Here is a 25,025-nt window from a genome sequence, read left to right as displayed (position 1 = left end):
AGGCTCGATGATGAGGCCGCAACGGCGGAGGTCCGGGCGACTGCTGGCCCTGGGTGCAGCGGCGGGTGCGGCGGTGATGGCGCTCTCCGGCTGTCAGACCGACCCCGGCGGCAACACCATCACCTGGTACATCAATCCCGACAACGGGGGACAGGCCGCGCTCGCCGAGAAGTGCAGCGCCGATTCCGGCGGTGAGTACTCCATCAGCACCTCGGTCCTGCCCAACGACGCCTCGAGCCAGCGCGAGCAGCTCATCCGCCGTCTCGCCTCGCAGGACTCGTCGATCGACATCATGAGCCTCGACACCGTGTACGTCGCCGAGTTCGCGAACGCCGGGTACCTCGAGCCGGTGCCCGGGGAGTACACCGAGACGTTCACCGAGGACGTCGTCGAAGCCGCCGTCGAGTCCTCGCTGTGGGAGGACGAGCTCGTCGCCGCCCCGCTCCAGGCCAACACCCAGATCCTGTGGTACCGCAAATCGGTCGCCGAGGCCGCCGGGCTCGATATGGAGCAGCCGGTGACGTGGGACCAGATCATCGAGGCCGCGCAGAGCCAGGAGAAGGAGATCGGGGCCCAGGGCATCCGCGCCGAGTCGCTCACCGTGTGGCTCAATGCGCTCATCGAATCCCAGGGCGGCAGCATGGTCGTCGATCCCGAGGCGGAACCGGAGGAGACCGAGCTCGGTCTCGACACGCCGGAGGGGGAGAAGGCCGCGGAGATCATGTCGACGATCGGGAGCGAGGGCCTCGGCGGCCCGTCGTTCTCCAACCTCGACGAGAACGGCTCGCTCCTCCGCTTCCAGGGTGAGAACGGCGGCTTCATGGTCAACTGGCCGTTCGTGTACTCGGCCCTCGTCGCCGGCGTCGAGGACGGCTCCATCGACCAGGAGGTGCTCGACGACGTCGGCTGGGCGCCGTATCCCGCGGTCGAGGAGGGCACCCCCGGTGCGGCACCCTTCGGCGGCGTCAAGCTCGCTGTCGGCTCGTTCTCGACGAATCCCGAGGCCGCCTTCGCCGCGATCGACTGCATCCGCGCACCTGAGAACCAGGCGGAGTACTTCATCACCGACGGACTGCCGCCGGCCACGCGCGCCGCGTTCGACGACCCGGCCGTGCAGGACGAGCTCCCGTACGCGCAGACCATCCTCGACTCGCTCGAGAACGCCGCGTCCCGGCCGACCTCGCCCTACTACAACTCGATCACCGGCGGCATCCAGCGCAGCTGGCACCCGCCGGAGGACATCGACCCGGCGACGACACCTGCGGAGTCGACCGAGCTCATCCTGGACATCATGCGAGGGGAGGCGCTGCTGTGAGCGAATCGACGACGGTCCACGGATCCGGGTCGGGCTCCTCGGCGGCCGCCGGCGGCACTGCGCCGGGCGGAAGGACGAAGAAGACGAAGCGCTACACCTCGGAGCGGAGCCGGGCCGAAGCGAAGCTCGGGCTCATGCTCGCGGCTCCCGCCGCGATCGTGCTCCTCCTCGTCACCGGCTACCCGATCCTCCAGGCGGTCTACCAGTCGTTCTTCAGCCTGCGCCTGACCGACCAGGAGAACTCGTACTTCAACTGGGGCGCGAACTACGTCACGGTCCTCACCGACCCGCTGTGGTGGCAGACCCTCGGCTTCACCCTTCTCATCACCGTCGTCACCGTGGCGATCGAGCTCGTGCTCGGCTTCCTCTTCGCGATGGTCATGCTCAACGCGATGAAGGGGGTCCGGGGACCCATCCGCACGATCATCCTCGTGCCCTACGGCATCATCACCGTGGTCGCCGCCTTCTCGTGGCAGTACGCGTTCGACCTCGGCACCGGGTTCGTCGGCACGTGGTTCGGCATCGAGACGTTCGACTGGTTCGGCAACTTCTGGTCGTCGTTCTTCGTCATCGCGCTCGCCGAGATCTGGAAGACGACCCCCTTCATCTCGCTCCTCATGCTCGCCGGGCTCGCCCAGATCCCCGGTGACATGGTCGAGGCCGCGACCGTCGACGGCGCCACCTGGTGGCAGCGGCTCACCCGCGTGATCCTGCCGAACATGAAGAGCGCGATCATGGTCGCCCTGATGTTCCGCACGCTCGAGGCGTTCCGCATCTTCGACTCGGTGTTCGTCATGACCCAGGGCGCCAACGGCACCGCCACGGTGTCCTCGCTCGCCTACGACCAGACGATCTCGCAGCTCCAGACCGGCCTCGGCTCGGCGGTGTCGGTGCTGCTGTTCCTCTGCGTCGGCCTCATCTGCCTGCTGTTCATCAAGGGGTTCCGCGTGAACCTCGGCGATTCGAGAGGATGAGTCGATGGCCGCCAAGCGCACCACCTCACCGCTGACCACCGGCCTGTGGATCGTCGCCTTCGTGCTCATCGCGCTGTGGGCCCTGTTCCCCGTCGTGTGGATCCTGTCCCTGTCGCTCAAGAGCCCGTCCGACGTCGCGAACCGGCAGTTCTGGCCGACGGAGATCTCGTGGGAGAACTACGAGCTCATCCTCGCCGGCGGCGCCCAGGACCTGTTCCTGCCGGCGCTGCGGAACTCGATCGGGATCTGCCTCATCGCGACCCTCGTCGCCGTCGTGCTCTCCACGCTCGCGGCCTACGCGATCGCCCGCCTCGACTTCCCGGGGAAGAACATCGTGCTCTACATGTCGCTCGCGATCACCGTGTTCCCGGTGATCTCGATCGTCACCCCGCTGTTCAACCTGTGGTCGGTCATCGGTCTCTACGACACCTGGCTCGGGCTCATCATCCCTTACCTCTCGCTCACCCTGCCGATCTCGATCTGGACGCTCACGTCCTTCTTCCAGGAGATCCCGTGGGAGCTCGAGCAGGCGGCGCAGGTCGACGGCGCAACCGCCTTCCAGGCGTTCCGCAAGGTCATCGTGCCGCTCGCCGCGCCGGGGGTCTTCACCACCGCGATCATCGCCTTCTTCATCGCGTGGAACGACTTCCTCTACGGCATCTCGCTGACCTCGACCTCGGCCGCGCGTCCGGTGCCCGCCGCGCTGTCGTTCTTCACCGGCGCCTCGCAGTTCGAGGAGCCCGCCGGGTCGATCGCCGCGGCGTCGATCATCGTCACCATCCCGGTGATCGTCATCGTCCTCCTCTTCCAGCGCCAGATCGTGTCCGGCCTGACCTCGGGCGCGGTCAAGGGATGAGCGCGCCCGACACCTCGAACTCCGTCCGCCCCCGACCAGGAGCACACCATGGCTGAAATCGAACTCAAGAACCTCGTCAAGCGCTACGGCGACGGATTCCCCGCCGTCAACGACGTCAGCCTCCACATCGACGAGGGCGAGTTCGTCATCCTCGTCGGGCCCTCGGGCTCGGGCAAGTCGACCGTGCTGCGGATGATCGTCGGGCTCGAGGACATCACCGACGGCGACCTCCTCATCGACGGCGAGCGGGTCAACGACAAGGCCCCGCGCGATCGGGATCTCTCGATGGTGTTCCAGAACTACGCCCTCTACCCCCACCTCACGGTGTACGAGAACATCGCGTTCCCGCTCCGCCTCGACAAGGAGTCCTACCCCGAAGGCGAGGTCCGCTCCCGGGTCGACCGGGCGGCGTCGATGCTCGAGCTCGGCGAGCACCTCGACCGCAAGCCGGCCAACCTGTCCGGCGGCCAGCGGCAGCGGGTGGCGATGGGCCGCGCGATCGTGCGCGACGCCAAGGCGTTCCTCTTCGACGAGCCGCTGTCGAACCTCGACGCGAAGCTCCGCGGCCAGATGCGCACCGAGATCGCGCGGATGCAGCGCACGCTCGGCATCACCACCGTCTACGTCACCCACGACCAGACCGAGGCGATGACGCTCGGCGACAAGGTCGCCGTGCTCAAGCGCGGCGCACTGCAGCAGTACGCGAGCCCGCAGGAGCTCTACCGAGAGCCGGTCAACATCTTCGTCGCGGGATTCATCGGCTCGCCGTCGATGAACTTCCTGCCCGTGACGCACCGCGGCGACGGCGAGCTCGAGTCCCCGTTCGGCACCTTCCGGCTGCCGGAGGAGCGGGCCCGCGGGCTCGCCGACGCGCCCGAGCTGCTCATCGCGGGCCTCCGTCCCGAGGCGTTCCAGGACGCCGAGCTCCTCGAGGACGCGGACCTCGAGCGCGGGGCGGTCATCGCCGCCGAGGTCGACGTCACCGAATGGCTCGGCAACGAGATCTACGCGTACCTCCCGTTCGAGGCCTCGTCCGAGGTGCAGGAATCGCTTGACGAGCTCGACCGCGATCTCGACGGCGAGGGCATGCGGACCCAGGTTGTCGCCGCGCTCGACCCGCAGTCGCGGGTGCGCGAGGGCGACACCGTGAAGCTGTTCTTCGACCCCGCCGACGTCATGGTGTTCGATCCCTCCACCGGGGCGAACCTCACCCGCGACGAGGAGCGCGCCGCGGAGATCACGCGGAAGTCCGAGGAGACGCGCAAGCGCGCGCTCGAGCGCGCCCGCGCCGATCACGACTCCGCCGACCTCGACGCCCGCCGGACAGACGACCGGGCCGACGACCGGGCCTGACCGGCGAGCCTGCCGGGCCTGACGAGGAGTGGGTCGGCCCGACGACTGCTCCGACGATCGGCGCGACGGCCGAGATCTCGATCGGCCCGCCGGCCGGAACCGGCCCCGGCGGGTCCGGCTCCCGCCTCGGCCGCGGACCGCACCCCAGGGGAGGGGCCCGCCGTGGACTGCGCGGTATCCCGCGAGCTGCGCGCAATGATGCGTGGATCGTGGGATACCGCGCAGTTCGCCGGAGGTGCGCAGCCGGGAGCGCGCGGATCCGCTCGGCAGGATGAGCGGCCGGAGGAGTGCGGGCCCGGTTCGCGGCGGGTGAGCAGCCGCGGGAGCGAGGACTCACCGTCGCCGGGGTGAGTAAGCACGGAAGTGAGGAATCGCCCCGGCCGGTCACGAATCACCGTCGCCGGCGCCCGGAAGCAGGAGTCGAACGTCACACCGGGGCCGGCCGCCCCGGATTTGCGGTGACTTGTGCCCTGTGACAAGATGAACAAGTTGTATTTCGGGCTCATGACCCCTGCACAGCGGCCTCCGCGCCGCGAACAGTCCGAGATCTACCGGGAGAATCTGCCGCAGGCGGGTTCGTCAGCACCGGGCAGCCGATTGATGAAGTGGAGCTTCGCCCGCAAGGGAGTGGCGACACGCCCGACCTCGGGGGTCGGTCACACCAAGCCGGAGCAGACCGCGCGATCCGCACAGGACGGCGGTTGATGTCCGGGAAGACCAAGAGAGAGAGTTACGACGCCATGGCGGGACAGAAGATCCGCATCCGGCTCAAGTCGTACGACCACGCGGTCATTGACAGTGCAGCACGCAAGATCGTGGACACTGTCACCCGCGCTGGCGCTACGGTTGTGGGCCCCGTGCCGTTGCCGACGGAGAAGAACGTGTACTGCGTCATCCGTTCGCCGCACAAGTACAAGGACAGCCGCGAGCACTTCGAGATGCGCACCCACAAGCGGCTCATCGACATCGTCGACCCGACGCCGAAGGCCGTCGACTCGCTCATGCGACTCGACCTCGCCGACGACGTCAACATCGAGATCAAGCTCTAAGGGGGAGTAATGGCCAACATGCGTTCCAGCGCTCTCCCCACCACCCGGACCGTCAAGGGTCTGCTGGGCACCAAGCTCGGCATGACCCAGGTGTGGGACGAGCAGAGCAACCTGGTTCCGGTCACGGTGATCGCCGCCGGTTCCAATGTCGTCACCCAGATCCGCAACGAGGACGTCGACGGCTACACCGCCGTGCAGATCGCCTTCGGCGAGATCGACCCGCGCAAGGTGGACAAGCCCACCGCCGGACACTTCGAGAAGGCCGGGGTCGCCCCCCGCCGCCACCTCATCGAGCTGCGCACCGCCGACGCCGGCGAGTACACGCTCGGTCAGGAGCTCGGCGCCGACGTCTTCGAGGCCGGCACCAAGATCGACGTGACCGCCAAGAGCAAGGGCAAGGGAACCGCCGGCGTCATGAAGCGCCACGGCTTCGCCGGCGTGGGCGCCTCGCACGGTGCCCACCGCAACCACCGCAAGCCCGGCTCGATCGGTGGGGCATCGACCCCCGGTCGCGTCTTCAAGGGACTGCGGATGGCCGGCCGGATGGGTGCCGTCAAGCACACCACCCAGAACCTCACCGTCCACGCTGTCGACGCCGAGAACAACCTGCTGCTCATCAAGGGTGCCGTCCCCGGCCCCAAGGGCGCAGTCGTCTTCGTCCGCACTGCCGCGAAGGAGGCCTGAGAGCGATGACCGAGAACACCACCATCGACGTCCTCGACGCCACCGGCAAGAAGTCCGGCACCGCTGAGCTCCCCGCCGACGTGTTCGGCGTGGCAACCAACGTGCCGCTCATCCACCAGGTCGTCGTCGCCCAGCTCGCCGCTGCGCGCCAGGGCACCCACAAGGCCAAGACCCGTTCCGAGGTCCGCGGCGGCGGTCGCAAGCCGTACCGCCAGAAGGGCACCGGCAACGCACGTCAGGGCTCGATCCGCGCTCCGCAGTACGCTGGCGGCGGAATCGTCCACGGCCCGGTGCCGCGCGACTACTCGCAGCGGACCCCGAAGAAGATGAAGGCCGCCGCTCTGCGCGGTGCCCTGTCCGACCGCGCCCGCCTCGACCGGGTGTTCGTGGTCAGCGGCCTGATCGACGGCGACGTGCCGTCGACCAAGCAGGCCCGTACGGCTCTCACCAACCTCAGCGACCGGGCGAACAAGCTCGTCGTCGTCGAGCGCGCCGATGAGCTCACCTATCTCAGCGTCCGCAACCTGCCGAAGGTGCACGTGCTGCCCGCCGACCAGCTCAACACGTATGACGTGCTGATGGCCGACGACATCGTGTTCACCGAGGGCGCGCTCGCGACCTTCCTCGACGGAGCCGCTCGCGGCCGCGTCGCTGCAGGCGGACGCTCCACCCGCGAGGAGGACGCAGAATGAGCGTGACGTTCAAGGACCCGCGCGACATCATCATCGCCCCGGTCGTCTCGGAGAAGACCTACAACCTCATGGACGAGGGCAAGTACACCTTCCTCGTCGATCCCCGGTCGAACAAGACCGAGATCAAGTACGCAATCGAATCCATCTTCGGCGTGAAGGTCGCATCGGTGAACACCCTGAACCGTCAGGGCAAGCGCCGTCGCACCCGGTCCGGTTGGGGCAAGCGCAATGACACCAAGCGTGCCATCGTCGCCCTCAAGGAAGGTTCGATCGACATTTTCGGCGGATCGCTCTAAGCGATACCCCTCGTCAGAAGGATCAAGACTCATGGGAATCCGTAAGCACAAGCCGACGACCCCGGGCCGACGCGGCTCCTCGGTCGCCGACTTTGTCGAAGTGACCCGGTCGACGCCGGAGAAGTCGCTTCTGCGCCCGCTGTCCAAGAGCGGCGGCCGCAACAGCCAGGGACGCGTGACCACCCGCCACCACGGCGGTGGACACAAGCGCCAGTACCGTGTCATCGACTTCCGTCGCCATGACAAGGACGGCGTGCCCGCACGCGTCGCACACATCGAATACGACCCGAATCGCACCGCACGCATCGCGCTGCTGCACTACGCGGACGGCGAGAAGCGCTACATCCTCGCGCCGAACCGCCTCAAGCAGAACGACCGCATCGAGGCCGGCCCCACGGCCGACATCAAGCCGGGCAACAGCCTGGCCCTGCGGAACATCCCGGTCGGCACCGTCATCCACGCAGTCGAGCTGCGTCCGGGCGGCGGAGCCAAGATCGCTCGTTCCGCCGGCTCCTCGGTGCAGCTCGTGGCGAAGTACGGGCCGTACGCGCAGCTGCGCCTGCCGTCCGGCGAGATCCGCAACGTCGACGTGCGCTGCCGCGCCACCGTCGGCGAGGTCGGCAATGCCGAGCAGTCGAACATCAACTGGGGCAAGGCCGGACGCATGCGTTGGAAGGGCAAGCGCCCGACCGTCCGCGGCGTCGTGATGAACCCCGTCGACCACCCGCACGGCGGTGGCGAGGGCAAGACCTCGGGTGGCCGCCACCCGGTCAGCCCGTGGGGTCAGAAGGAAGGCCGCACCCGCCGCCCCAAGAAGGAAAGCGACAAGCTCATCGTGCGTCGCCGCCGTACCGGCAAGAAGCGTTGATAGGGAGCCTGAAGAATGCCTCGTAGCCTCAAGAAGGGCCCCTTCGTTGACGAGCACCTGTACCAGAAGGTCGCTGCTCAGAACGAAAAGGGCACCAAGAACGTCATCAAGACCTGGTCCCGACGCTCGATGATCATCCCGGACTTCCTGGGACACACGATCGCCGTGCACGACGGACGCAAGCATGTGCCGGTGTTCATCACCGAAGCCATGGTCGGGCACAAGCTCGGCGAATTCGCCCAGACGCGGACTTTCCGCGGCCACGACAAGGACGATCGCAAGGGCCGCCGCCGCTGAGGCGGGCAGCTCTGAGCGATCTTCGACAAGGAAAGAAGGAAGCGATGGAAGCCAAGGCGAAGGCGCGTTACCTGCGCGTCACGCCCCAGAAGGCTCGGCGCGTCGTTGACCTCATTCGTGGTCAGCAGGCAACCGAAGCTCTGGCGGTGCTGAAATTTGCAGAACAGTCGGCCTCCGACCCGATCTACAAGCTCGTCGCCTCGGGCATCGCGAATGCGCGTATCCAGGCCGACAAGCTCGGTGAGGCGTTCGACGAGAACGAACTGGTCATCTCGGAAGCATTCGTGGACGAGGGACCGACCATGAAGCGGTTCCGGCCTCGTGCCCAGGGACGTGCCTACCGCATCAACAAGCGCACCAGCCACATCACCGTGGTCCTGGCGTCCGGCGACGACGTCCCGGCGAGCGCTTCACGGAAGGGGAACCGCTGATGGGACAGAAGATCAATCCCAACGGATTCCGACTCGGAATCACCACCGACCACAAGTCGAAGTGGTACGCAGACTCGACGAAGGCCGGGCAGCGCTACCGCGACTACGTGGGCGAGGACGTCAAGATCCGGCGCCTGCTGAGCACCGGCCTCGAGCGGGCCGGCATCTCGAAGGTCAACATCGAGCGCACCCGTGACCGCGTGCGCGTCGACATCCGCACCGCGCGTCCCGGCATCGTCATCGGCCGCCGCGGCGCCGAGGCCGACCGCATCCGCGGGCAGCTCGAGAAGCTCACCGGCAAGCAGATCCAGCTCAACATCCTCGAGGTCAAGAACCCCGAGACCGATGCCCAGCTGGTCGCCCAGGGAGTCGCCGAGCAGCTCGCGAGCCGCGTGGCGTTCCGCCGCGCGATGCGCAAGGCCATCCAGTCCGCGCAGCGCGCCGGCGCCAAGGGCGTCCGCGTCCAGTGCGCGGGTCGGCTCGGCGGCGCCGAGATGAGCCGTTCGGAGTTCTACCGCGAGGGACGCGTGCCGCTGCACACCCTCCGCGCGAACATCGACTACGGCTTCTACGAGGCGCACACGACCTTCGGCCGGATCGGCGTGAAGGTCTGGATCTACAAGGGCGACCTCACGGACAAGGAGCTCGCAGCCCAGGAGGCCGCGCAGCCCAACGCCCGCGGACCCCGCGGCGGTGCAGCGCGCGGTCGCGGTCGCGGCGGACGCGGTCGGGGCTCCGACCGTCGTCCCGAGGCCGGCCAGAGGAAGACTGACAACAACGCCGAGGCGGCTCCCGCCGCGGCCGGATCGGAGGGCTGACACATGCTGATCCCTCGTCGAGTCAAGCACCGGAAGCAGCACCACCCCAAGCGCGGTGGCATGTCCAAGGGCGGCAACGAGGTCACGTTCGGCGACTGGGGCGTCCAGGCGCTCGAGCCCGCCTATGTGACCAACCGGCAGATCGAGGCCGCTCGTATCGCCATGACCCGTCACATCAAGCGCGGCGGCAAGGTGTGGATCAACATCTACCCCGACCGCCCGCTGACCAAGAAGCCCGCTGAGACCCGCATGGGCTCCGGCAAGGGCTCACCCGAGTGGTGGGTGGCAAACGTCAAGCCCGGTCGAGTTCTGTTCGAGCTCGCCGGCGTCCCCGAGGAAGTCGCTCGTGAGGCCTTGCGCCTGGCGATCCACAAGCTTCCTCTCAAGGCCCGCATCGTGCGGCGCGAAGGTGGTGAATGACAATGGCGATCGGTTCCAAGGACCTGTCCATGGACGCCCTCGACGGCTTCGACAACGACCGTCTTGTCGAGGAGCTGAAGAAGGCCAAGGCCGAGCTGTTCAACCTCCGGTTCCAGTCGGCCACCGGCCAGCTGGAGAGCCACGGCCGTCTCAAGGCCGTGCGCCGCGACATCGCCCGGATCTACACCGTGCTCCGTGAGCGCGAGCTGTCGATCCGGTCGAACCCGGCCGATGCCAAGGAAGAGGATAAGTGATGGCCGAGCAGACCCAGGCTGCCGCAGAGCAGGCGACCGAGCGGAACTCGCGCAAGACCGCCCGCGGCTACGTCGTCTCCGACAAGATGGACAAGACCATCGTGGTGGAGATCGAGGACCGCAAGAAGCACCGCCTCTACGGCAAGATCATGCGCAAGACCAACAAGATCAAGGCCCATGACGAGGAGAACACCGCCGGCATCGGCGACCTCGTCGTGGTGTCCGAGACCCGCCCGCTGTCGGCGAGCAAGCGCTGGCGCCTCGTCGAGATCGTCGAGCGCGCCAAGTAAGACGCCCGCCGACGCCCCGGGTCCCTCCCGGTCCCGCCCCTTCCGAGGCGGCCACCGGGACCCCGGGGCAGGGCACACACGTCAACCATCCGTTCCGTCAGGCTCGCCCGCGCGGTGAGAACCGACGAGACGACAGGAGATAACCAGTGATCCAGCAGGAGTCGCGACTCAAGGTCGCCGACAACACGGGCGCGAAGGAGATCCTCGCGATCCGCATCCTCGGCGGCTCCGGCCGGCGCTATGCCGGCATCGGCGACACGATCGTCGCCACCGTCAAGGACGCCATTCCCGGCGGCAACGTCAAGAAGGGCGACGTGGTCAAGGCCGTCGTCGTCCGCACCGTCAAGGAACGCCGTCGCGCCGACGGCTCGTACATCCGATTCGACGAGAACGCAGCGGTCATCCTCAAGACCGACGGCGAGCCTCGCGGCACCCGTATCTTCGGGCCGGTCGGACGCGAGCTGCGCGACAAGAAGTTCATGAAGATCATCTCGCTCGCGCCGGAGGTGTTGTGAGCATGGCAGCCAAGCTCAAGATCAAGAAGGGTGACCTCGTGCAGGTCATCGCCGGTGCGCGGGCCTCGCGCGGCGGCGACCGCGGCAAGCAGGGCAAGGTCCTCGAGGTGTTCCCCGAGACCAACCGCGTCCTCGTCGAGGGCGTCAACCGCGTGACCAAGCACCGCAAGGCCGGGCAGACCGCCTCGGGCGCCACCGCCGGCGGCATCGAGATCCACGAGGCGCCGATCCACGTGGCCAAGGTCATGCTCGTCGATCCCAAGGACAACAAGCCGACCCGCGTGGGCTACCGCACCGAGGAAGTCGAACGCGACGGTCGCACCCGTACCGTGCGGGTCCGCGTCTCGCGCCGGACCGGGGAGGACATCTGATGACCGAGAGCACCGTGCAGACCCGCCCGGCACCCCGCCTTAAGCAGGTCTACCGCGAAGACATCGTGCCGAAGCTCCAGGAGGAGTTCGGCTACGGCAACCCGATGCAGGTTCCCGGCCTCGTCAAGGTCGTTGTGAACATGGGTGTGGGAGACGCCGCGCGCGACTCCAAGCTCATCGAGGGCGCGATCCGCGACCTCACCCTTATCACCGGTCAGAAGCCCGTGGTGACGAAGGCCCGGAAGTCGATCGCGCAGTTCAAGCTGCGCGAGGGACAGCCGATCGGTGCCCACGTCACCATGCGCGGAGCCCGGATGTGGGAGTTCCTCGACCGCGTCGTGTCCCTGGCGCTGCCCCGCATCCGCGACTTCCGCGGACTGTCGGACCGCCAGTTCGACGGGAACGGCAACTACACCTTCGGCCTGACCGAGCAGTCGATGTTCCACGAGATCGACCAGGACTCGATCGACCGGGTCCGCGGCATGGACATCACCGTGGTGACCACCGCCAAGACCGACGACGAAGGCCGGGCGCTGCTGCGCCACCTGGGCTTCCCGTTCAAGACCAACTGAATCTCTACGTTGTAGGTCCGAGCGGCTCCGGCCGCAGACGAAACCCCAACGAGGAAGGGCACCAGCCCAATGACAATGACTGATCCTGTCGCAGACATGCTCACGCGTCTGCGCAACGCCAACTCGGCGTACCACGAGGATGTCAGCATGCCCTACAGCAAGCTGAAGTCGAACATCGCCGAGATCCTCAAGACCGAGGGCTTCATCTCCGACTGGCGCGTCGCTGACGCCGAGGTCGGCAAGAAGCTCGAGCTCGACCTCAAGTTCGGCCCCAACCGCGAGCGCTCGATCGCCGGCATCCGCCGCGTGTCGAAGCCCGGTCTGCGGGTCTACGCGAAGAGCACCAACCTGCCCAAGGTCCTCGGCGGTCTCGGAATCGCGATCTTGTCGACCTCCTCGGGTCTGCTGACCGACAAGCAAGCGTCGAAGAAGGGCGTGGGTGGGGAAGTCCTCGCCTACGTCTGGTAAGGAAGGGGGAGAGCAGAATGTCACGCATTGGCAAGCAGCCGATCTCCGTTCCGTCCGGTGTCGAGGTCAAGGTCGACGGCCGCCGGGTCTCCGTCAAGGGACCCAAGGGCGAGCTCGGCCTCACCGTCGCCGAGCCGATCGAGGTCGCGCTCGAGGACGGCACCGTGACCGTCACCCGTCCGAACGACGAGCGCGAGTCGCGCTCGCTCCACGGACTCACCCGCACCCTGATCAACAACCAGATCGTCGGTGTGACCGAGGGCTACTCGAAGTCGCTCGAGATCGTCGGCACCGGCTACCGTGTGCAGGCCAAGGGCTCGAACCTCGAGTTCGCGCTCGGCTACAGCCACTCGATCACCGTCGAGCCGCCGGCCGGGATCACCTTCTCGGTCGAGGGGCAGAACAAGCTGACGGTCTCCGGCATCGACAAGCAGCAGGTCGGTGAGGTCGCGGCCAACATCCGCAAGCTGCGCAAGCCCGAGCCGTACAAGGGCAAGGGTGTTCGCTACGCCGGCGAGAACGTTCGCCGCAAGGTCGGAAAGGCTGGTAAGTGACCATGGCCTTCGGAAAGAAGCAGAGCTACGGCAAGGGCAAGGCCGCTGCGCGTGCCCGTCGCCACAACCGTCTGCGCAAGCACATCAACGGCACCGCCGAGCGGCCGCGTCTCGTGGTCAACCGGTCGAGCCGCCACGTGTTCGTGCAGGTCATCGACGACACCGTCGGCAAGACCCTCGCATCGGCCTCCACCATGGAAGCGGATCTCCGGGGTGCCGGCGACGACAAGACCGCGAAGGCGCGCCGGGTCGGCGAGCTCGTCGCAGAGCGCGCCAAGGCAGCAGGCGTTGAGACCGTGGTGTTCGACCGCGGCGGCAACACCTACCACGGCCGCGTCGCCGCGATCGCAGAAGGTGCACGCGAAGGAGGACTGTCCCTGTGAGCACTGAAGAGAACAAGGACCAGCAGGTGGCCCAGACCGAGACCCCGCAGACCGACGACCGCAACCGCGGACGCGGCCGGGGACGCGGCGAGGGCGGCGGTCGCGACAACCGTCGCGGCAACCGGCAGGACCGGGACGACAAGAACCAGTTCATCGAGCACGTCGTCACCATCAACCGCGTGTCGAAGGTGGTCAAGGGCGGACGTCGGTTCTCCTTCACCGCGCTCGTGGTCGTCGGTGACGGCAACGGCATGGTGGGCATGGGCTACGGCAAGGCCAAGGAAGTTCCCGCGGCCATCGCCAAGGGTGTCGAGGAGGCGAAGAAGAGCTTCTTCCGCGTCCCCCGCATCCAGCAGACCATCCCGCACCCCGTCCAGGGTGAGGCCGCGGCAGGCGTCGTCCTGCTCCGCCCGGCCGCACCGGGCACCGGCGTGATCGCCGGCGGTCCCGTGCGGGCCGTCCTCGACTGCGCGGGCATCCACGACATCCTCTCGAAGTCGCTGGGCTCCTCGAACGCCATCAACATCGTGCACGCCACGATCGCGGCGCTCAAGGGTCTCGAGCGGCCGGAGGAAGTCGCCGCCCGCCGTGGACTCCCGGTCGACGAAGTGGCGCCGTACGCCATGCTGCGCGCGGCAGAGAGCGGGGCGAAGGCCTGATGGCACAGCTGAAGATCACGCAGATCAAGTCCGAAATCGGTGGCAAGCAGAACCAGCGCGAAACCCTCCGGAGCCTCGGTCTCAAGAAGATCAACGACGTCGTCGTGAAAGAGGACCGGCCGGAGTTCCGCGGCATGGTGAACACCGTGCGCCACCTGGTGAAGTGCGAAGAGGTGGATTGAGATGGCAGAAGAGAACGTGCTGAAGCTGCACCACCTGCGTCCTGCTCCCGGTGCCAAGACCGCCAAGACCCGCGTGGGTCGCGGTGAGGCGTCGAAGGGCAAGACCGCTGGTCGCGGTACCAAGGGAACGAAGGCCAGGTACCAGGTGCCCCACGGCTTCGAGGGCGGGCAGACCCCGCTGCACATGCGGCTCCCCAAGCTGCGCGGGTTCAAGAACCCGAACAAGGTGACCTTCCAGGTCATCAACCTCGACAAGCTGTCGGCGCTGTTCCCCGAGGGCGGCACCGTGGGCGTCGAGGAGCTCGTCGCCAAGGGCGCCGTGCGCGCCAAGCAGCCGGTCAAGGTGCTGGGCACCGGAGAGATCTCCGTCAAGCTCGACATCACCGCCGACAAGTTCTCGGCGTCCGCCGTCGAGAAGATCGAGGCGGCCGGCGGAAAGACGACGACCGCCTGAGGATGATTCCTCACCCCGGTCGATAGCGGAGGGAGGTCGCCTGCGGGCGGCCTCCCTCCCGTCGCGTCCGCACCCGGGGCCGGCGGCGATCGGCCCGGCAGGGGCCGGTTCTCCGGTTTCGGGCGCGCGGAACCACCCTGCTACAGTTCAACAGGTACTCTCAACGACTCATCATCCGAGGATCGACGGCGCCGGCGCGCGAGCGCGGCCGTCCGGCCCGGTGGACACCCCCAGGAGGACGCTTGCTCGGCGCAATTGGGCGGGCTTTCAGAACGCCCGATCTGAGGAACAAACTCCTCTTCACTCTCGGCGTTGTCGTGCTCTACCGGCTCGGCTCGTACATCCCCGCCCCCGGCATCGACTACGCCCAGGTCCAGCAGTGCGTCGCGAACCCGCAGCTCAGCCAGGGGGCCTTCGGCCTCATCAACCTGTTCAGCGGCGGGGCCCTGCTCCAGCTCTCGATCTTCGCGCTGGGCATCATGCCGTACATCACCGCGAGCATCATCACCCAGCTCCTGCGCGTCGTCATCCCGCGCTTCGAGGCGCTCCACAAGGAGGGCGCCTCCGGTCAGGCGAAGCTCACCCAGTACACGCGCTACATGACCATCGGCCTCGGCATCCTCAATGCCACGACCCTCGTGTCCACGGTGCGCACCGGTGCGCTCTTCGGCAACGTCGAGGGATGCCAGGACCTCATCGTCAACGACACCTGGTGGGGCGTCCTCATCATCGTCATCACCCTTACCGCGGGCACCGGCCTCATCATGTGGCTCGGCGAGCAGATCACCGAGCGCGGCGTGGGCAACGGCATGTCGCTGCTGATCTTCACCGCCGTGGCCGCCGGCTTCCCGGCCGCTTTCGGCGCGATCCTCACCTCGCAGGGCATCGACATCTTCCTCATCGTCGTGGCCGTCGGCCTCGCGATCGTCGCGCTCGTCGTGTTCGTCGAGCAGTCGCAGCGGCGCATCCCGGTGCAGTACGCCAAGCGCATGGTCGGCCGCCGGATGTTCGGCGGCACCTCGACCTACATCCCGATCAAGGTCAACCAGGCCGGCGTGATCCCGGTGATCTTCGCCTCCTCGGTGCTGTACCTGCCCAGCCTCGTCGCGCAGTTCGGCGATCCCGAAGCGCAGTGGGTCCAGTGGATCACCGAGTACCTCACCACCGGCGACCACCCGGTCTACATGCTCGTCTACTTCCTGCTGACGATCTTCTTCACCTACTTCTACGTCGCGATCACCTTCAACCCCGAAGAGGTCGCGGACAACATGAAGAAGTACGGCGGATTCATCCCCGGCATCCGCGCCGGACGGCCGACCGAGCAGTACCTGAGCTACGTGCTCACCCGGATCACCTTCCCGGGTTCGCTCTACCTCGCGTTCGTGGCGATGATCCCGCTCATCGCGCTCGTGCTCATCGACGCCAACCAGAACTTCCCGTTCGGCGGCACCTCGATCCTCATCATCGTCGGTGTGGGCCTCGAGACCGTCAAGCAGATCGATTCGCAGATGCAGCAGCGTCACTACGAAGGCCTGCTGCGCTGACAGCCGCCCGCGGCGCCCGTCGTCCGCCCGGGGCCACCCGGCGGGAGCGGACGCCGGCGGGTCCCTCCTGAAAGGAAAACACACGCATGAGCGTTCGGATCATCCTCATCGGCCCCCCGGGTGCGGGCAAGGGCACCCAGGCAGCGCGCCTGTCCGAGGAGCTGGGCATCCCGGCGATCTCGACCGGTGACATCTTCCGCGCCAACGTCGCCGGGGAGACGGAGCTCGGTCGGACGGCCAAGCGGTACATGGACGCCGGCGAGTACGTCCCCGACGAGGTCACCAACTCCATGGTCGCCGATCGGCTGGCCCAGCACGATGCGAGGCCCGGCTTCCTCCTCGACGGCTACCCGCGCACCGCCGCGCAGGTCGCCGAGCTCGACTCGATGCTCTCCGCGCGCGGAGAGTCGCTCGACCACGTCGTCGAGCTCACCGCCGACACCGACGAGGTCGTCGAGCGGCTGCTCGCCCGCGCCCAGCTGCAGGGCCGCGCGGACGACACCGAGGACGTCATCCGCCACCGCCTCGACGTCTACGCCGAGCAGACCCAGCCGCTTACCGACATCTACGCCGAGCGCGGCCTGCTCCGGCAGGTCGACGGCCTCGGGGAGATCGAGGACATCACGGCGCGCATCCTCGCGCAGATCGGTCGCTGAGTGTTCGGTTCCAGGACGGAGCTCAAGACCGAGGCGCAGATCCGCACGATGCGCCGCGCCGGTCTCGTCACGCGGGCGGCCCTCGAGGCCGCCCGCGCGGCGTGCGTCCCCGGTGCGACCACCGCAGAGGTCGACGCCGCGGCCGCCGCCGTCATCGCCGACGCCGGGGCGCGCTCGAACTTCAAGGGCTACCACGGCTTCCCGGCCACCGCGTGCATCTCCATCAACGACGAGATCGTCCACGGGATCCCCGGACCGCGCGTCCTCGAGACCGGCGACCTCGTCTCGATCGACTGCGGCGCGATCGTCGACGGGTACCACGGCGACTCCGCCTTCACGCTGTGCGTGGGAGGCTGGGACGCCGCGAGCGCCGCCGACCGGAGGCTCTCCGAGGTCACCGAGGAATCGATGTGGGCCGGCATCGCGGCCTTCGCCACCGCCAAGCGGGTGGGGGAGATCGGCGCGGCGATCGAGGACTTCGCGGAGCGCGAGGCCCCGGATCTCGGCCTCCTCGAGGACTACACGGGGCACGGCATCGGGACGCAGATGCACATGGAGCCCGAGGTGCTCAACTACCGGGCGCGCAACATGGGGCCGAAGGTCCGGCCGGGGATGTGCCTCGCGATCGAGCCGATGCTCGTCGCCGGCGACATCGCCTCCCGCACCCTCGACGACGAGTGGACCGTGGTCACCGTCGACGGGAAGCGGGCCGCGCACTGGGAGCACACGGTGGCCAGGCACGCCGCCGGCATCTGGGTGCTCACCGCCGAGGACGGGGGCGCGGCACGGCTGCGGCCCTACGGCGTCGTCCCGGTTCCGCTCGAGGACTGAGCCCCGGGCGGAGCGACCGCATCCACGAGAACCGGACGGCCGGAGTGCGACAGTGCGCTCCGGCCGTCCGGCATCCGGTGGGGTGTGCGACGGTCAGGCGGGGGCTCCGGTCCGCGCCGGAGCCGGTGCCCGGCCGGTCGCCGGTGCGGTGACCCCGGCCGAGGCGTCCCCGGGGGCGGTGCGACGGGCGGCGGCGCTCGTCCCGATGGCCGTGCCGATGTACGTCCCGGACCCGCACACGAGCACGAGGACCGCGAGCCAGACGGCGGTGGTGCCGATGTCGACGCCGACGAGGGTGAACGCGATGAATCCGACGACGGCACAGATCGCGGCGGCCATGAGCGCGGCCGACACCGCGGAGACGAGGATGTAGGACCGGCGGGTGAGTTCGAGGGGGTTCATGATTCCTCCTGGGTGGGGGAGCGGGATGTGGCACTCCTCACGGTAGGATCGCGCACACCGGTGCTCCATTTCGTCCCGAAACGGAGGTCAACTGTGATGGATCGACCGCGCTACCGCATCACCCGCGGGGGCTTCGACGTCGTGTCGGTGTTCGGATCGCTCGGCGCCGAGGCCGTGCCCGGTCCCGTCGTCACCGCGGTCCTCGAGCTCCACGGCTACACCGAGTCGGCTGCTCGGAATCAGATCACACGGCTCGTGCAGCTCGGGATGCTCGAGCGCTCCTAGGCCGGCAGGATCGCCGTCTACCGGCTTGCACCCGCTCTCCGGCCGAGCTTCACCCGCCTTGCGGGGCAGGCCGGGGCACCGGAGTTCGACGGCTTGTTTCCCGCCGTCATCCTCTCGATCCCGGAGTCGCGGCGCTCGGTGCGGGACCGCGTCCTCTACAACGCCCGGTTCTCCGGGTACCGCCAGCTGCGCCCCGGCGTCCTCATCGCGATCACCGAAGCGGCCGAGGCGCTCCGCGCGGAGATCTCCGCCGACATCGGTGCGGAGGGGCGGGCGTGGCTCGACTTCTGCACCCTCACCCCGGAGAGCCCGGAGCAGGCGCGCCGGTGGGCCGACCGGGCGTTCGAGATCGCGGCCCTGAGGCGCACCATCGACGAATCCGAGGCCCGGGTCGCGGCGGCGCTCGACGATCCCGGCGGTCTCCCGTTCCCACGCTACTTCGACCTCTACTACGCCGTCTCCGGCCAGCTCATGAGCGCCCCGGTGCTGCCCCCGGAGCTCGCGCCCGACCTCGACGTCCACGCCCGCCTCGGGACGTGCATGGGCATGCTCAACAGCTACTGCTGGAGCGTGCTCGCCCCCGAGGTCCTCGCCCGGGTGAGGGAGATGCCGAGCGCCGAGCTCATCGAGTGGGAGCCGCGGGAGCCGGCCGGGCAGCACCCGCCCGCCCGGTGATCGCCTCGGCGGTCCGTTCGACGATCTCGACGAGGATCGCACGCGGGGTCGCGGTGTTGATCCGGACGTGCCCGGCCCCCGCCGTGCCGCATTCGCGGCCGTCGGTGAGCGCGACGCCGGCGTGCTCGCGGAGGAACCCGGCGGGATCGTCGCCGAGGTCGTAGGCCCGCAGATCCACCCAGGCGATATATCCGCCCTCCGCGGGCAGATGCTGCGCGGCGGGCAGGTGCTCGGCGAGCAGCCCGGCGAGAGCACGACGGTTGCCGTCGAGGTAGTCCACGAGCTCGGCGAGCCAGGAATCGCCCTCGCGGTACGCGGCGATGGTCGCCGCGATCCCGGGGTTCGCGGTCGAGTGGGCGACGAACTCGCCGAGCTCGGCGAACCTCCGGCGGTCCGCGGGGTTCGAGAAGATCATCTGGGCGCACTTGAGGCCGGGGATGTTGAAGGCCTTCGAGGCGGACACCGCGGTGATCGCGTGCGCGGCCGCCGCGGGGGAGACGGAGGCGTAGGGCACGTGCGCGGACCCGGGGAACACGAGCGGGGCGTGGATCTCGTCGGCGAACACCCGGCTCCCGGTCCGCTCCGCGATCCGGCTCACCGTCTCGAGCTCGGTGCGCGAGTAGACCTTGCCCACGGGGTTGTGAGGATTGCACAGCACGAGCAGCGCTCCGCCGGAGAGCGCAGCTTCCAGGGCGGGCTCGTCGATCTCCCAGCCGTCGGCGGTGCGGAGCAGCGCGACCTCCCGGATCTCCCGGCCGCGCAGCGGCGGGACGCGGAAGAACGGCATGTACGCCGGCGTCATGAGGACGACGGGGGTGCCCGGTTCGGTGTAGAGGTCGATCATCGCGGCGTAGGCGGTGATGACGTCGGGGACCGCAGCGATCCGCGCCGGCGGGATCTCCCAGCCGTGGTGACGGGAGCAGAACTCCGCGGTCGCCTCACGGAGCTCGCGGAGCATCCACGGCGGCGTATAGGTGAAGAGCTCGCGCTCGCTCAGGTCGGCGAGCGCGCGGTGCACGGCCGGCGCGGTGCCGAAATCGGCTTCGGCGATGAAGGCGCCGAGGGTGTCGGGGACGGCGGTCCACTTGAGGGCTCCGCGCTCACGGAGCTGGTCCGGGGTGTACTCGGGAAGCGTCATGCATCCACGGTATCCCGGGGCACGGGCCGGACCCGAGCGGCGACGGAGGGGAGGCCGAACGCGAGACCCGACCGCGGTGGACATCCGATCCGCCCGCAGGCCGGTGCGCGCCGCGACAGCCGCGGGCGGTGGCAGCTGTGGGTGGCGCGGTCGGGCGGCGTGCGCACCGTGCTCACCGCGCCCGCGCTCCCGCGGCACCGGCGGCGTCTCAGCGCAGGCGGGGGCCGACGTTGACGCTGATGCAGGCGCGGCGGAGCTGCTCGGCGGAGAGGAAGAGGTCGGTGCGCCGCGGCTCGGTCTCCCGGCCGCCCACCGGGTTCCGGAGGTGGACGCGGAGCTCCGCAGACGGATCGGGAGCCCCGTCCTCGGTGGTGCGGGCGACGCCATGGACGACGTACACGTGGCGGTCCATGACGGCGACGGCGCGCTCCGGGTCGTCCTCGCGGGGCACGAGGAAGGGGCCGCCCGGTCGGACGAGGGTCGAGGCGACGACGGGGCGGGCACCACCGGTCGGTGAGGAGGCGGAGGGCCGTGCCGGCGAACCAGTGCTGGGTGCGGCGGTAGCTGCCGCGGCCGTACGTCACCGCGAGCGCCTTCTCGACGAGCGAGGCGGCGGTGGGCCGCAGTCGGAGATCTCCGGCGCGATGGGCGACCGGCACCCGGCGGGTGAGGGTGACGGGGCGGGGCGCGAGGCCCGGGAAGTGCACGCTCACGAGGCCGTTGGGCAGATCGCGGACGAGTCCCTCGACGAACCCGGGACGCGAGTGCTCGCAGGCGGCGAGGGCGGCGATGAACCAGCAGTCGCCCAGCCGCCCCTGGCGGATCGGCAGGGGAGTGCGATCCGCGGGTGCCTCCCCGGAGCCGGGCGGGGTGGCCTGTTCGGCGGTGCGAACAGGCAGGGGCGCCGGTCGGCAGCGGCGGGCGGACGACGGAACCCGGACCCAGCGGGCGGGGCCGCGCGGGACGGGTTCGAGCGCCGGCACGGTGTCCGCGGCGCGGCGGACCTCGGCGGCGGTGAGGGCGGGACCGATCGCATCGAGGAGCCGGGGACCCCGGTCGAGGCCGAGACCGAGCCGGCGGCGCAGGCGGGCGAGGAGCGACGGGGCGCGGGCCGGGGACGGGCGGAGTGCGGCGGACAGGGCGCCGAGGTCGGCGCGGGGGAGCGGCTCGACGGCGAGCAGCGTCCGGAGCGCCTGCGGGGAGATGTCGGTTCCGCTTGGCATGCACCACCCGGTTCGGGTACAGTAGTTGATTGGTCTGTTATCGGCAAGGAATGATTCCGCCGTGTCGCCCCGATCCTAGCGCACGTTCCGTGCGCTGCGGTCCCAGGACGCCATGCGCGGCATCGCACCCGCCCTGCAGATCCCGGTCGAATCGGATCCCGCCCGGGAGACCGAAGAGGATCCGAGATACGAACGATGCGTGGCCCTTTGCGGCCACGGGAAGATGAGGTTGACGAACGATATGGCCAAAAAAGAAGGGGTCATTGAGATCGAGGGCTCCGTTGTGGAGGCTCTGCCGAACGCCATGTTCCGCGTCGAGCTGACCAACGGGCACAAGGTGCTCGCGCACATCTCCGGAAAGATGCGCCAGCACTACATCCGCATCCTCCCCGAGGATCGGGTCGTGGTGGAGCTGTCTCCCTACGACCTCACCCGCGGTCGTATCGTCTACCGGTACAAGTAAACGGTCTTTTCGACAGTTTTCGCCGCTCCCAGCCCCCGGGTCCCGACCCGGGGTCTTCGCGGTGAGAAGAAGGATGAACGATGAAGGTCAAGCCCAGCGTCAAGAAGATCTGTGAGAAGTGCAAGGTCATCCGCCGCAACAGCCGCGTCATGGTGATCTGCGACAACCCGCGCCACAAGCAGCGCCAGGGCTGATTCGCTCGCTCCGAGCAGATCGACACAGCTGTGCCGCACCCGCGGCCGCAGTGAGCACCACACCCAAGCAGGCCTCGCCCCCTGGAGACAGGACGACACCCGCGGCTCGGAGGCCGCGGACCGGTGAGATCCCCGGACAGGTCTGAGCAAGCACCTCCGAACAACCCATGGAGTATCAACAATGGCACGTCTTGCCGGAGTCGACCTCCCGCGTGAGAAGCGCGTGGAAGTCGCCCTGACATACATTTTCGGTGTGGGCCGCACTCGTGCGAGCCAGACCCTGACCGAGACCGGGATCGATCCGAACACCCGGGTCAAGGATCTGTCCGATGCCGAGCTCGTGCAGCTGCGCGACTACATCGAGGGCACGTTCAAGGTAGAGGGCGATCTCCGTCGCGAGGTCGCCGCCGACATCCGCCGCAAGGTCGAGATCGGCAGCTACGAAGGCCTGCGCCACCGCCGGGGTCTCCCCGTCCGCGGTCAGCGCACGAAGACCAATGCGCGCACCCGCAAGGGGCCCAAGCGCACGGTGGCCGGTAAGAAGAAGTAACGCACTCTAGCCTTCGAACAGGAGTTTCACACTTATGCCTCCCAAGACTCGCGCAGCCTCCGCTGCTCGGAACACCCGCCGCAAGGCCAAGAAGAACATCGTCAACGGTCAGGCCCACATCAAGTCGACCTTCAACAACACCATCGTGTCGATCACCGACCCGACCGGCGCCGTGATCTCATGGGCTTCCTCCGGTGAGGTCGGCTTCAAGGGCTCCCGCAAGTCCACCCCGTACGCAGCGCAGATGGCCGCGGAATCCGCTGCCCGCCGCGCCCAGGAGCACGGCCTCAAGAAGGTCGACGTCTTCGTCAAGGGCCCGGGCTCCGGACGCGAGACCGCGATCCGCTCGCTCCAGGCCGCCGGCCTCGAGCTCGGCACCATCCAGGACGTCACCCCGACGCCGCACAACGGCTGCCGCCCGCCCAAGCGCCGGCGCGGCTGACCCGGATCGGCCGTCGGCACCGCGGACCCGCGTCCGCGGTCCCGGCGCGCCGGACCCCACCCACCGCAAGCGTCACGAGTAGCAATACTCTCAAGTGCATTGCGAGCGTCATATAGCGGATGCTCGCCGAAAGGAAGCCCACGTGCTGATTGCACAGCGTCCCACGCTCACGGAAGAGGCTGTAGACACCCACCGGTCGCGGTTCGTCATCGAACCGCTCGAGCCCGGCTTCGGCTACACCCTCGGAAACTCGCTGCGGCGAACCCTGCTGTCCTCGATCCCCGGTGCCGCCGTCACGAGCATCCGGGTCGACGGAGTGCTGCACGAGTTCACCACGGTTCCGGGCGTCAAGGAGGATGTCACCGAGTTCATCCTCAACCTCAAGTCCCTCGTGGTCTCCTCGGAGTTCGACGAGCCGGTCGTGGCCTACCTGCGCAAGCAGGGTCCCGGCACCGTCACCGCCGAGGACATCTCCGCTCCCGCCGGTGTGGAGATCCACAACCCCGAGCTGTTCATCGCCACCCTCAATGAGGACGGCCGCCTCGACATGGAGCTCACCATCGAGCGCGGTCGCGGCTACGTCTCCTCGGCGCAGAACAAGAACGCCGACGCCGAGATCGGCCGGATCCCGGTCGACTCGATCTACTCGCCGGTGCTCAAGGTGACCTACAAGGTCGAGGCGACCCGTGTCGAGCAGCGCACCGACTTCGACCGCCTCGTGGTCGACGTCGAGACGAAGCCCTCCATCACCCCGCGTGATGCCGTGGCCTCGGCCGGCAAGACCCTCGTCGAGCTGTTCGGGCTCGCCCGGGAGCTCAACGTCGAGGCCGAGGGGATCGACATCGGTCCGTCCCCGGTCGACGCCGCGCTCGCCGCCGACCTCGCGCTGGCGATCGAGGATCTCGATCTCACCGTCCGCTCGTACAACTGCCTCAAGCGCGAGGGGATCCACACCGTCGGCGAGCTCGTCGCCCGCAGCGAGACCGACCTCATGGACATCCGCAACTTCGGCTCCAAGTCGATCGACGAGGTCAAGCAGAAGCTCAACGAGCTCGGCCTGAGCCTCAAGGACAGCCCCGCCGGCTACGAGAGCCCGGTCGACGGCGAGGACGTGTCCTACGTCGAGGACGAGCAGTTCTAAGAATTCCAAGGAGATAAATCATCATGCCTACGCCCACCAAGGGTCCCCGCCTCGGCGGCTCCCCGGCGCACGAGCGGATGCTGCTGAACAACATGGCGTCCCAGCTCTTCGAGCACAAGTCGATCACCACGACCGTCACCAAGGCCAAGCGCCTGCGTCCGGTCGCCGAGCGCCTCATCACCTTCGCCAAGCGCGGTGACCTGGCCGCACGCCGTCGCGTGCTCTCCCAGATCGCCGACAAGTCGATCGTGCACGAGCTGTTCACCTCGATCGCTCCGGCCGTGGCCGAGCGTCCCGGCGGCTACACCCGCATCACGAAGATCGGTCCCCGGAAGGGCGACAACGCCCCGATGGCCGTCATCGAGCTCGTGCTCGAGGCCTACTCGCCCAAGCAGGCGACGGTGAAGGAGGCCGAGGCCGCCACCGCCGCAGCCGCGGCCCCCAAGGCCGAGGAGTCCTCGGCGAACGAGGACGCCGGGTCGAAGGACGCGGAGTCGACCGAGGAGACCCCGGAGGTCGAGCCGGACGTCACCACGGAGAACGATTCCGAGGACGAGATGGCCGAGGCGGAGTCCGCCGAGGAGAAGTCCGAGGACAAGTGACCCGCTGATCCGCTCCGGCGGATCGACGACCACCATTACAGCGGTGCGTGCCCAGGGCACGCACCGCTGTCGTCGTCCCGGGGCGGTGCCGCGGATCCGGGATAGGCTCGGGACATCCGAGGAC

38 protein-coding genes are annotated in these 25,025 nt (G+C 68.5%); 35 read left to right on the top strand and 3 right to left on the bottom strand.

What is annotated here, in order from left to right:
* Positions 1-7 precede the first annotated feature (7 nt).
* The 27 genes from C1A17_RS06965 to map all read left to right on the top strand — a co-directional run bounded on the left by C1A17_RS06965 (position 8) and on the right by map (position 17,786).
* On the top strand, positions 8-1,315 hold the full coding sequence (locus C1A17_RS06965) for an extracellular solute-binding protein (protein WP_101652170.1): 1,308 nt from the start codon (positions 8-10) through the stop codon (positions 1,313-1,315).
* The gene (locus C1A17_RS06960; RefSeq protein ID WP_245873548.1) at positions 1,312-2,289 is read left to right on the top strand and encodes a carbohydrate ABC transporter permease; all 978 of its coding nucleotides are present in this window, start codon (positions 1,312-1,314) and stop codon (positions 2,287-2,289) included. Before C1A17_RS06965 ends, C1A17_RS06960 begins: the two co-directional genes overlap by 4 nt.
* A gap of 4 nt (positions 2,290-2,293) precedes the next feature.
* The gene (locus C1A17_RS06955) at positions 2,294-3,145 is read left to right on the top strand and encodes a carbohydrate ABC transporter permease (RefSeq protein WP_101652167.1); all 852 of its coding nucleotides are present in this window, start codon (positions 2,294-2,296) and stop codon (positions 3,143-3,145) included.
* A 48-nt stretch (positions 3,146-3,193) separates the two neighbouring features.
* The gene (locus C1A17_RS06950; protein WP_101652165.1) at positions 3,194-4,498 is read left to right on the top strand and encodes an ABC transporter ATP-binding protein; all 1,305 of its coding nucleotides are present in this window, start codon (positions 3,194-3,196) and stop codon (positions 4,496-4,498) included.
* A gap of 740 nt (positions 4,499-5,238) precedes the next feature.
* Positions 5,239-5,547, top strand: coding sequence for a 30S ribosomal protein S10 (rpsJ, locus tag C1A17_RS06945; protein ID WP_009379191.1), 309 nt, complete (start codon positions 5,239-5,241; stop codon positions 5,545-5,547).
* An 18-nt stretch (positions 5,548-5,565) separates the two neighbouring features.
* Entirely contained in the window at positions 5,566-6,231 is a 666-nt protein-coding gene (gene rplC / locus C1A17_RS06940) for a 50S ribosomal protein L3 (protein WP_245873546.1), read from the top strand.
* Positions 6,232-6,236: 5 nt separating this feature from the next.
* Entirely contained in the window at positions 6,237-6,923 is a 687-nt protein-coding gene (rplD, locus tag C1A17_RS06935) for a 50S ribosomal protein L4 (protein ID WP_101652161.1), read from the top strand.
* Entirely contained in the window at positions 6,920-7,219 is a 300-nt protein-coding gene (rplW, locus tag C1A17_RS06930; protein WP_101652159.1) for a 50S ribosomal protein L23, read from the top strand. The genes rplD and rplW overlap by 4 nt, the downstream gene beginning before the upstream one ends.
* Positions 7,220-7,250: 31 nt before the next feature.
* Positions 7,251-8,087 carry a 50S ribosomal protein L2 gene (rplB, locus tag C1A17_RS06925; protein WP_101652157.1) on the top strand — a complete coding sequence of 279 codons (837 nt, stop codon included), beginning with the start codon at positions 7,251-7,253 and terminating at the stop codon, positions 8,085-8,087.
* 15 nt (positions 8,088-8,102) lie between these two features.
* Positions 8,103-8,384, top strand: coding sequence for a 30S ribosomal protein S19 (gene rpsS / locus C1A17_RS06920; protein WP_101652155.1), 282 nt, complete (start codon positions 8,103-8,105; stop codon positions 8,382-8,384).
* Between the two features lie 44 nt (positions 8,385-8,428).
* Positions 8,429-8,815, top strand: a complete 387-nt coding sequence (rplV, locus tag C1A17_RS06915; RefSeq protein ID WP_101652153.1) for a 50S ribosomal protein L22 — start codon at positions 8,429-8,431, stop codon at positions 8,813-8,815.
* On the top strand, positions 8,815-9,633 hold the full coding sequence (gene rpsC, locus C1A17_RS06910; protein ID WP_101652151.1) for a 30S ribosomal protein S3: 819 nt from the start codon (positions 8,815-8,817) through the stop codon (positions 9,631-9,633). The genes rplV and rpsC overlap by 1 nt, the downstream gene beginning before the upstream one ends.
* A 3-nt stretch (positions 9,634-9,636) precedes the next feature.
* The gene (rplP, locus tag C1A17_RS06905) at positions 9,637-10,053 is read left to right on the top strand and encodes a 50S ribosomal protein L16 (protein ID WP_101652149.1); all 417 of its coding nucleotides are present in this window, start codon (positions 9,637-9,639) and stop codon (positions 10,051-10,053) included.
* Between the two features lie 2 nt (positions 10,054-10,055).
* Complete coding sequence (gene rpmC, locus C1A17_RS06900) at positions 10,056-10,307, top strand: 50S ribosomal protein L29 (RefSeq protein ID WP_101652147.1); 252 nt, start codon at positions 10,056-10,058, stop codon at positions 10,305-10,307.
* Positions 10,307-10,597, top strand: coding sequence for a 30S ribosomal protein S17 (rpsQ, locus tag C1A17_RS06895; RefSeq protein ID WP_101652145.1), 291 nt, complete (start codon positions 10,307-10,309; stop codon positions 10,595-10,597). Before rpmC ends, rpsQ begins: the two co-directional genes overlap by 1 nt.
* A 146-nt stretch (positions 10,598-10,743) precedes the next feature.
* Positions 10,744-11,112 carry a 50S ribosomal protein L14 gene (gene rplN, locus C1A17_RS06890; protein WP_101652143.1) on the top strand — a complete coding sequence of 123 codons (369 nt, stop codon included), beginning with the start codon at positions 10,744-10,746 and terminating at the stop codon, positions 11,110-11,112.
* Between the two features lie 2 nt (positions 11,113-11,114).
* On the top strand, positions 11,115-11,483 hold the full coding sequence (gene rplX / locus C1A17_RS06885; RefSeq protein ID WP_101652141.1) for a 50S ribosomal protein L24: 369 nt from the start codon (positions 11,115-11,117) through the stop codon (positions 11,481-11,483).
* On the top strand, positions 11,483-12,055 hold the full coding sequence (rplE, locus tag C1A17_RS06880) for a 50S ribosomal protein L5 (RefSeq protein ID WP_101652139.1): 573 nt from the start codon (positions 11,483-11,485) through the stop codon (positions 12,053-12,055). Before rplX ends, rplE begins: the two co-directional genes overlap by 1 nt.
* A gap of 69 nt (positions 12,056-12,124) precedes the next feature.
* Positions 12,125-12,523, top strand: coding sequence for a 30S ribosomal protein S8 (gene rpsH / locus C1A17_RS06875; RefSeq protein WP_101652137.1), 399 nt, complete (start codon positions 12,125-12,127; stop codon positions 12,521-12,523).
* Between the two features lie 17 nt (positions 12,524-12,540).
* A complete protein-coding gene (gene rplF, locus C1A17_RS06870) occupies positions 12,541-13,077 on the top strand; it encodes a 50S ribosomal protein L6 (protein WP_101652135.1) in 537 nt (178 codons plus the stop codon).
* Between the two features lie 2 nt (positions 13,078-13,079).
* Positions 13,080-13,460 (top strand): 50S ribosomal protein L18, encoded by a 381-nt coding sequence (gene rplR / locus C1A17_RS06865; RefSeq protein WP_101652133.1) that lies wholly within the window; start codon positions 13,080-13,082, stop codon positions 13,458-13,460.
* Entirely contained in the window at positions 13,457-14,119 is a 663-nt protein-coding gene (gene rpsE, locus C1A17_RS06860; RefSeq protein ID WP_101652131.1) for a 30S ribosomal protein S5, read from the top strand. Before rplR ends, rpsE begins: the two co-directional genes overlap by 4 nt.
* The gene (gene rpmD, locus C1A17_RS06855; protein WP_101652129.1) at positions 14,119-14,301 is read left to right on the top strand and encodes a 50S ribosomal protein L30; all 183 of its coding nucleotides are present in this window, start codon (positions 14,119-14,121) and stop codon (positions 14,299-14,301) included. The genes rpsE and rpmD overlap by 1 nt, the downstream gene beginning before the upstream one ends.
* A gap of 1 nt (position 14,302) precedes the next feature.
* On the top strand, positions 14,303-14,755 hold the full coding sequence (gene rplO / locus C1A17_RS06850) for a 50S ribosomal protein L15 (RefSeq protein WP_180953239.1): 453 nt from the start codon (positions 14,303-14,305) through the stop codon (positions 14,753-14,755).
* Positions 14,756-14,997: 242 nt separating this feature from the next.
* Positions 14,998-16,299, top strand: coding sequence for a preprotein translocase subunit SecY (secY, locus tag C1A17_RS06845; RefSeq protein ID WP_101652125.1), 1,302 nt, complete (start codon positions 14,998-15,000; stop codon positions 16,297-16,299).
* Between the two features lie 86 nt (positions 16,300-16,385).
* Positions 16,386-16,955, top strand: a complete 570-nt coding sequence (locus tag C1A17_RS06840) for an adenylate kinase (RefSeq protein WP_101652123.1) — start codon at positions 16,386-16,388, stop codon at positions 16,953-16,955.
* A complete protein-coding gene (gene map, locus C1A17_RS06835) occupies positions 16,956-17,786 on the top strand; it encodes a type I methionyl aminopeptidase (protein ID WP_101652121.1) in 831 nt (276 codons plus the stop codon). It abuts the gene before it with no gap.
* Positions 17,787-17,879: 93 nt separating this feature from the next.
* Here the strand turns inward: map and C1A17_RS06830 are convergent, their stop codons facing one another.
* Entirely contained in the window at positions 17,880-18,188 is a 309-nt protein-coding gene (locus tag C1A17_RS06830) for a hypothetical protein (protein ID WP_101652119.1), read from the bottom strand.
* 93 nt (positions 18,189-18,281) lie between these two features.
* Between C1A17_RS06830 and C1A17_RS06825 the strand changes: the two genes are divergently transcribed.
* Positions 18,282-18,473, top strand: a complete 192-nt coding sequence (locus C1A17_RS06825; protein ID WP_146000594.1) for a hypothetical protein — start codon at positions 18,282-18,284, stop codon at positions 18,471-18,473.
* Between the two features lie 93 nt (positions 18,474-18,566).
* On the top strand, positions 18,567-19,148 hold the full coding sequence (locus C1A17_RS06820) for a hypothetical protein (protein ID WP_101652115.1): 582 nt from the start codon (positions 18,567-18,569) through the stop codon (positions 19,146-19,148).
* On the opposite strand, the gene C1A17_RS06815 is transcribed toward C1A17_RS06820, so the two are convergent.
* Entirely contained in the window at positions 19,096-20,286 is a 1,191-nt protein-coding gene (locus C1A17_RS06815) for a MalY/PatB family protein (RefSeq protein WP_101652113.1), read from the bottom strand. The genes C1A17_RS06820 and C1A17_RS06815 overlap by 53 nt on opposite strands.
* A 208-nt stretch (positions 20,287-20,494) precedes the next feature.
* Positions 20,495-20,737 (bottom strand): hypothetical protein, encoded by a 243-nt coding sequence (locus C1A17_RS06810; RefSeq protein WP_146000593.1) that lies wholly within the window; start codon positions 20,735-20,737, stop codon positions 20,495-20,497.
* Positions 20,738-21,750: 1,013 nt separating this feature from the next.
* Between C1A17_RS06810 and infA the strand changes: the two genes are divergently transcribed.
* From infA to rplQ, 6 genes are all read left to right on the top strand, one after another.
* Positions 21,751-21,972, top strand: coding sequence for a translation initiation factor IF-1 (gene infA, locus C1A17_RS06800; RefSeq protein WP_101653563.1), 222 nt, complete (start codon positions 21,751-21,753; stop codon positions 21,970-21,972).
* 80 nt (positions 21,973-22,052) lie between these two features.
* Positions 22,053-22,166 carry a 50S ribosomal protein L36 gene (rpmJ, locus tag C1A17_RS06795; protein ID WP_101652107.1) on the top strand — a complete coding sequence of 38 codons (114 nt, stop codon included), beginning with the start codon at positions 22,053-22,055 and terminating at the stop codon, positions 22,164-22,166.
* A gap of 181 nt (positions 22,167-22,347) precedes the next feature.
* Complete coding sequence (rpsM, locus tag C1A17_RS06790) at positions 22,348-22,716, top strand: 30S ribosomal protein S13 (protein WP_101652105.1); 369 nt, start codon at positions 22,348-22,350, stop codon at positions 22,714-22,716.
* 34 nt (positions 22,717-22,750) lie between these two features.
* Positions 22,751-23,158 carry a 30S ribosomal protein S11 gene (rpsK, locus tag C1A17_RS06785; RefSeq protein ID WP_101652103.1) on the top strand — a complete coding sequence of 136 codons (408 nt, stop codon included), beginning with the start codon at positions 22,751-22,753 and terminating at the stop codon, positions 23,156-23,158.
* Positions 23,159-23,300: 142 nt separating this feature from the next.
* A complete protein-coding gene (locus C1A17_RS06780) occupies positions 23,301-24,299 on the top strand; it encodes a DNA-directed RNA polymerase subunit alpha (protein WP_101652101.1) in 999 nt (332 codons plus the stop codon).
* Positions 24,300-24,322: 23 nt separating this feature from the next.
* On the top strand, positions 24,323-24,901 hold the full coding sequence (gene rplQ / locus C1A17_RS06775) for a 50S ribosomal protein L17 (protein WP_101652099.1): 579 nt from the start codon (positions 24,323-24,325) through the stop codon (positions 24,899-24,901).
* Positions 24,902-25,025 lie beyond the last annotated feature (124 nt).

It is taken from the genome of Brevibacterium ihuae (genome assembly GCF_900184225.1).
In the GTDB taxonomy this organism is placed as follows: Bacteria; Actinomycetota; Actinomycetes; order Actinomycetales; family Brevibacteriaceae; genus Brevibacterium; species Brevibacterium ihuae.
The sequence above is the reverse complement of the archived record's forward strand: the minus strand, read 5'-3'. Positions and strand labels throughout refer to the sequence as shown.

Coding starts and splice junctions, on each gene's coding strand:
- rplO (WP_180953239.1), top strand. CDS start 14,303: ATGGCAGAAGAGAACGTGCTGAAGCTGCACCACCTGCGTCCTGCTCCC.
- rplP (WP_101652149.1), top strand. CDS start 9,637: ATGCTGATCCCTCGTCGAGTCAAGCACCGGAAGCAGCACCACCCCAAG.
- C1A17_RS06815 (WP_101652113.1), bottom strand. CDS start 20,286: ATGACGCTTCCCGAGTACACCCCGGACCAGCTCCGTGAGCGCGGAGCC.
- rpsM (WP_101652105.1), top strand. CDS start 22,348: ATGGCACGTCTTGCCGGAGTCGACCTCCCGCGTGAGAAGCGCGTGGAA.
- rpsK (WP_101652103.1), top strand. CDS start 22,751: ATGCCTCCCAAGACTCGCGCAGCCTCCGCTGCTCGGAACACCCGCCGC.
- rpmJ (WP_101652107.1), top strand. CDS start 22,053: ATGAAGGTCAAGCCCAGCGTCAAGAAGATCTGTGAGAAGTGCAAGGTC.
- rplF (WP_101652135.1), top strand. CDS start 12,541: ATGTCACGCATTGGCAAGCAGCCGATCTCCGTTCCGTCCGGTGTCGAG.
- rpmD (WP_101652129.1), top strand. CDS start 14,119: ATGGCACAGCTGAAGATCACGCAGATCAAGTCCGAAATCGGTGGCAAG.
- rplW (WP_101652159.1), top strand. CDS start 6,920: ATGAGCGTGACGTTCAAGGACCCGCGCGACATCATCATCGCCCCGGTC.
- rplB (WP_101652157.1), top strand. CDS start 7,251: ATGGGAATCCGTAAGCACAAGCCGACGACCCCGGGCCGACGCGGCTCC.
- rplQ (WP_101652099.1), top strand. CDS start 24,323: ATGCCTACGCCCACCAAGGGTCCCCGCCTCGGCGGCTCCCCGGCGCAC.
- rplX (WP_101652141.1), top strand. CDS start 11,115: ATGGCAGCCAAGCTCAAGATCAAGAAGGGTGACCTCGTGCAGGTCATC.
- rplD (WP_101652161.1), top strand. CDS start 6,237: ATGACCGAGAACACCACCATCGACGTCCTCGACGCCACCGGCAAGAAG.
- rplR (WP_101652133.1), top strand. CDS start 13,080: ATGGCCTTCGGAAAGAAGCAGAGCTACGGCAAGGGCAAGGCCGCTGCG.
- C1A17_RS06965 (WP_101652170.1), top strand. CDS start 8: ATGATGAGGCCGCAACGGCGGAGGTCCGGGCGACTGCTGGCCCTGGGT.
- C1A17_RS06955 (WP_101652167.1), top strand. CDS start 2,294: ATGGCCGCCAAGCGCACCACCTCACCGCTGACCACCGGCCTGTGGATC.
- infA (WP_101653563.1), top strand. CDS start 21,751: ATGGCCAAAAAAGAAGGGGTCATTGAGATCGAGGGCTCCGTTGTGGAG.
- C1A17_RS06840 (WP_101652123.1), top strand. CDS start 16,386: ATGAGCGTTCGGATCATCCTCATCGGCCCCCCGGGTGCGGGCAAGGGC.
- rplC (WP_245873546.1), top strand. CDS start 5,566: ATGCGTTCCAGCGCTCTCCCCACCACCCGGACCGTCAAGGGTCTGCTG.
- C1A17_RS06830 (WP_101652119.1), bottom strand. CDS start 18,188: ATGAACCCCCTCGAACTCACCCGCCGGTCCTACATCCTCGTCTCCGCG.
- rplV (WP_101652153.1), top strand. CDS start 8,429: ATGGAAGCCAAGGCGAAGGCGCGTTACCTGCGCGTCACGCCCCAGAAG.
- rpsC (WP_101652151.1), top strand. CDS start 8,815: ATGGGACAGAAGATCAATCCCAACGGATTCCGACTCGGAATCACCACC.
- rpmC (WP_101652147.1), top strand. CDS start 10,056: ATGGCGATCGGTTCCAAGGACCTGTCCATGGACGCCCTCGACGGCTTC.
- rpsJ (WP_009379191.1), top strand. CDS start 5,239: ATGGCGGGACAGAAGATCCGCATCCGGCTCAAGTCGTACGACCACGCG.
- C1A17_RS06950 (WP_101652165.1), top strand. CDS start 3,194: ATGGCTGAAATCGAACTCAAGAACCTCGTCAAGCGCTACGGCGACGGA.
- rpsQ (WP_101652145.1), top strand. CDS start 10,307: ATGGCCGAGCAGACCCAGGCTGCCGCAGAGCAGGCGACCGAGCGGAAC.
- rplE (WP_101652139.1), top strand. CDS start 11,483: ATGACCGAGAGCACCGTGCAGACCCGCCCGGCACCCCGCCTTAAGCAG.
- rpsS (WP_101652155.1), top strand. CDS start 8,103: ATGCCTCGTAGCCTCAAGAAGGGCCCCTTCGTTGACGAGCACCTGTAC.
- rpsH (WP_101652137.1), top strand. CDS start 12,125: ATGACAATGACTGATCCTGTCGCAGACATGCTCACGCGTCTGCGCAAC.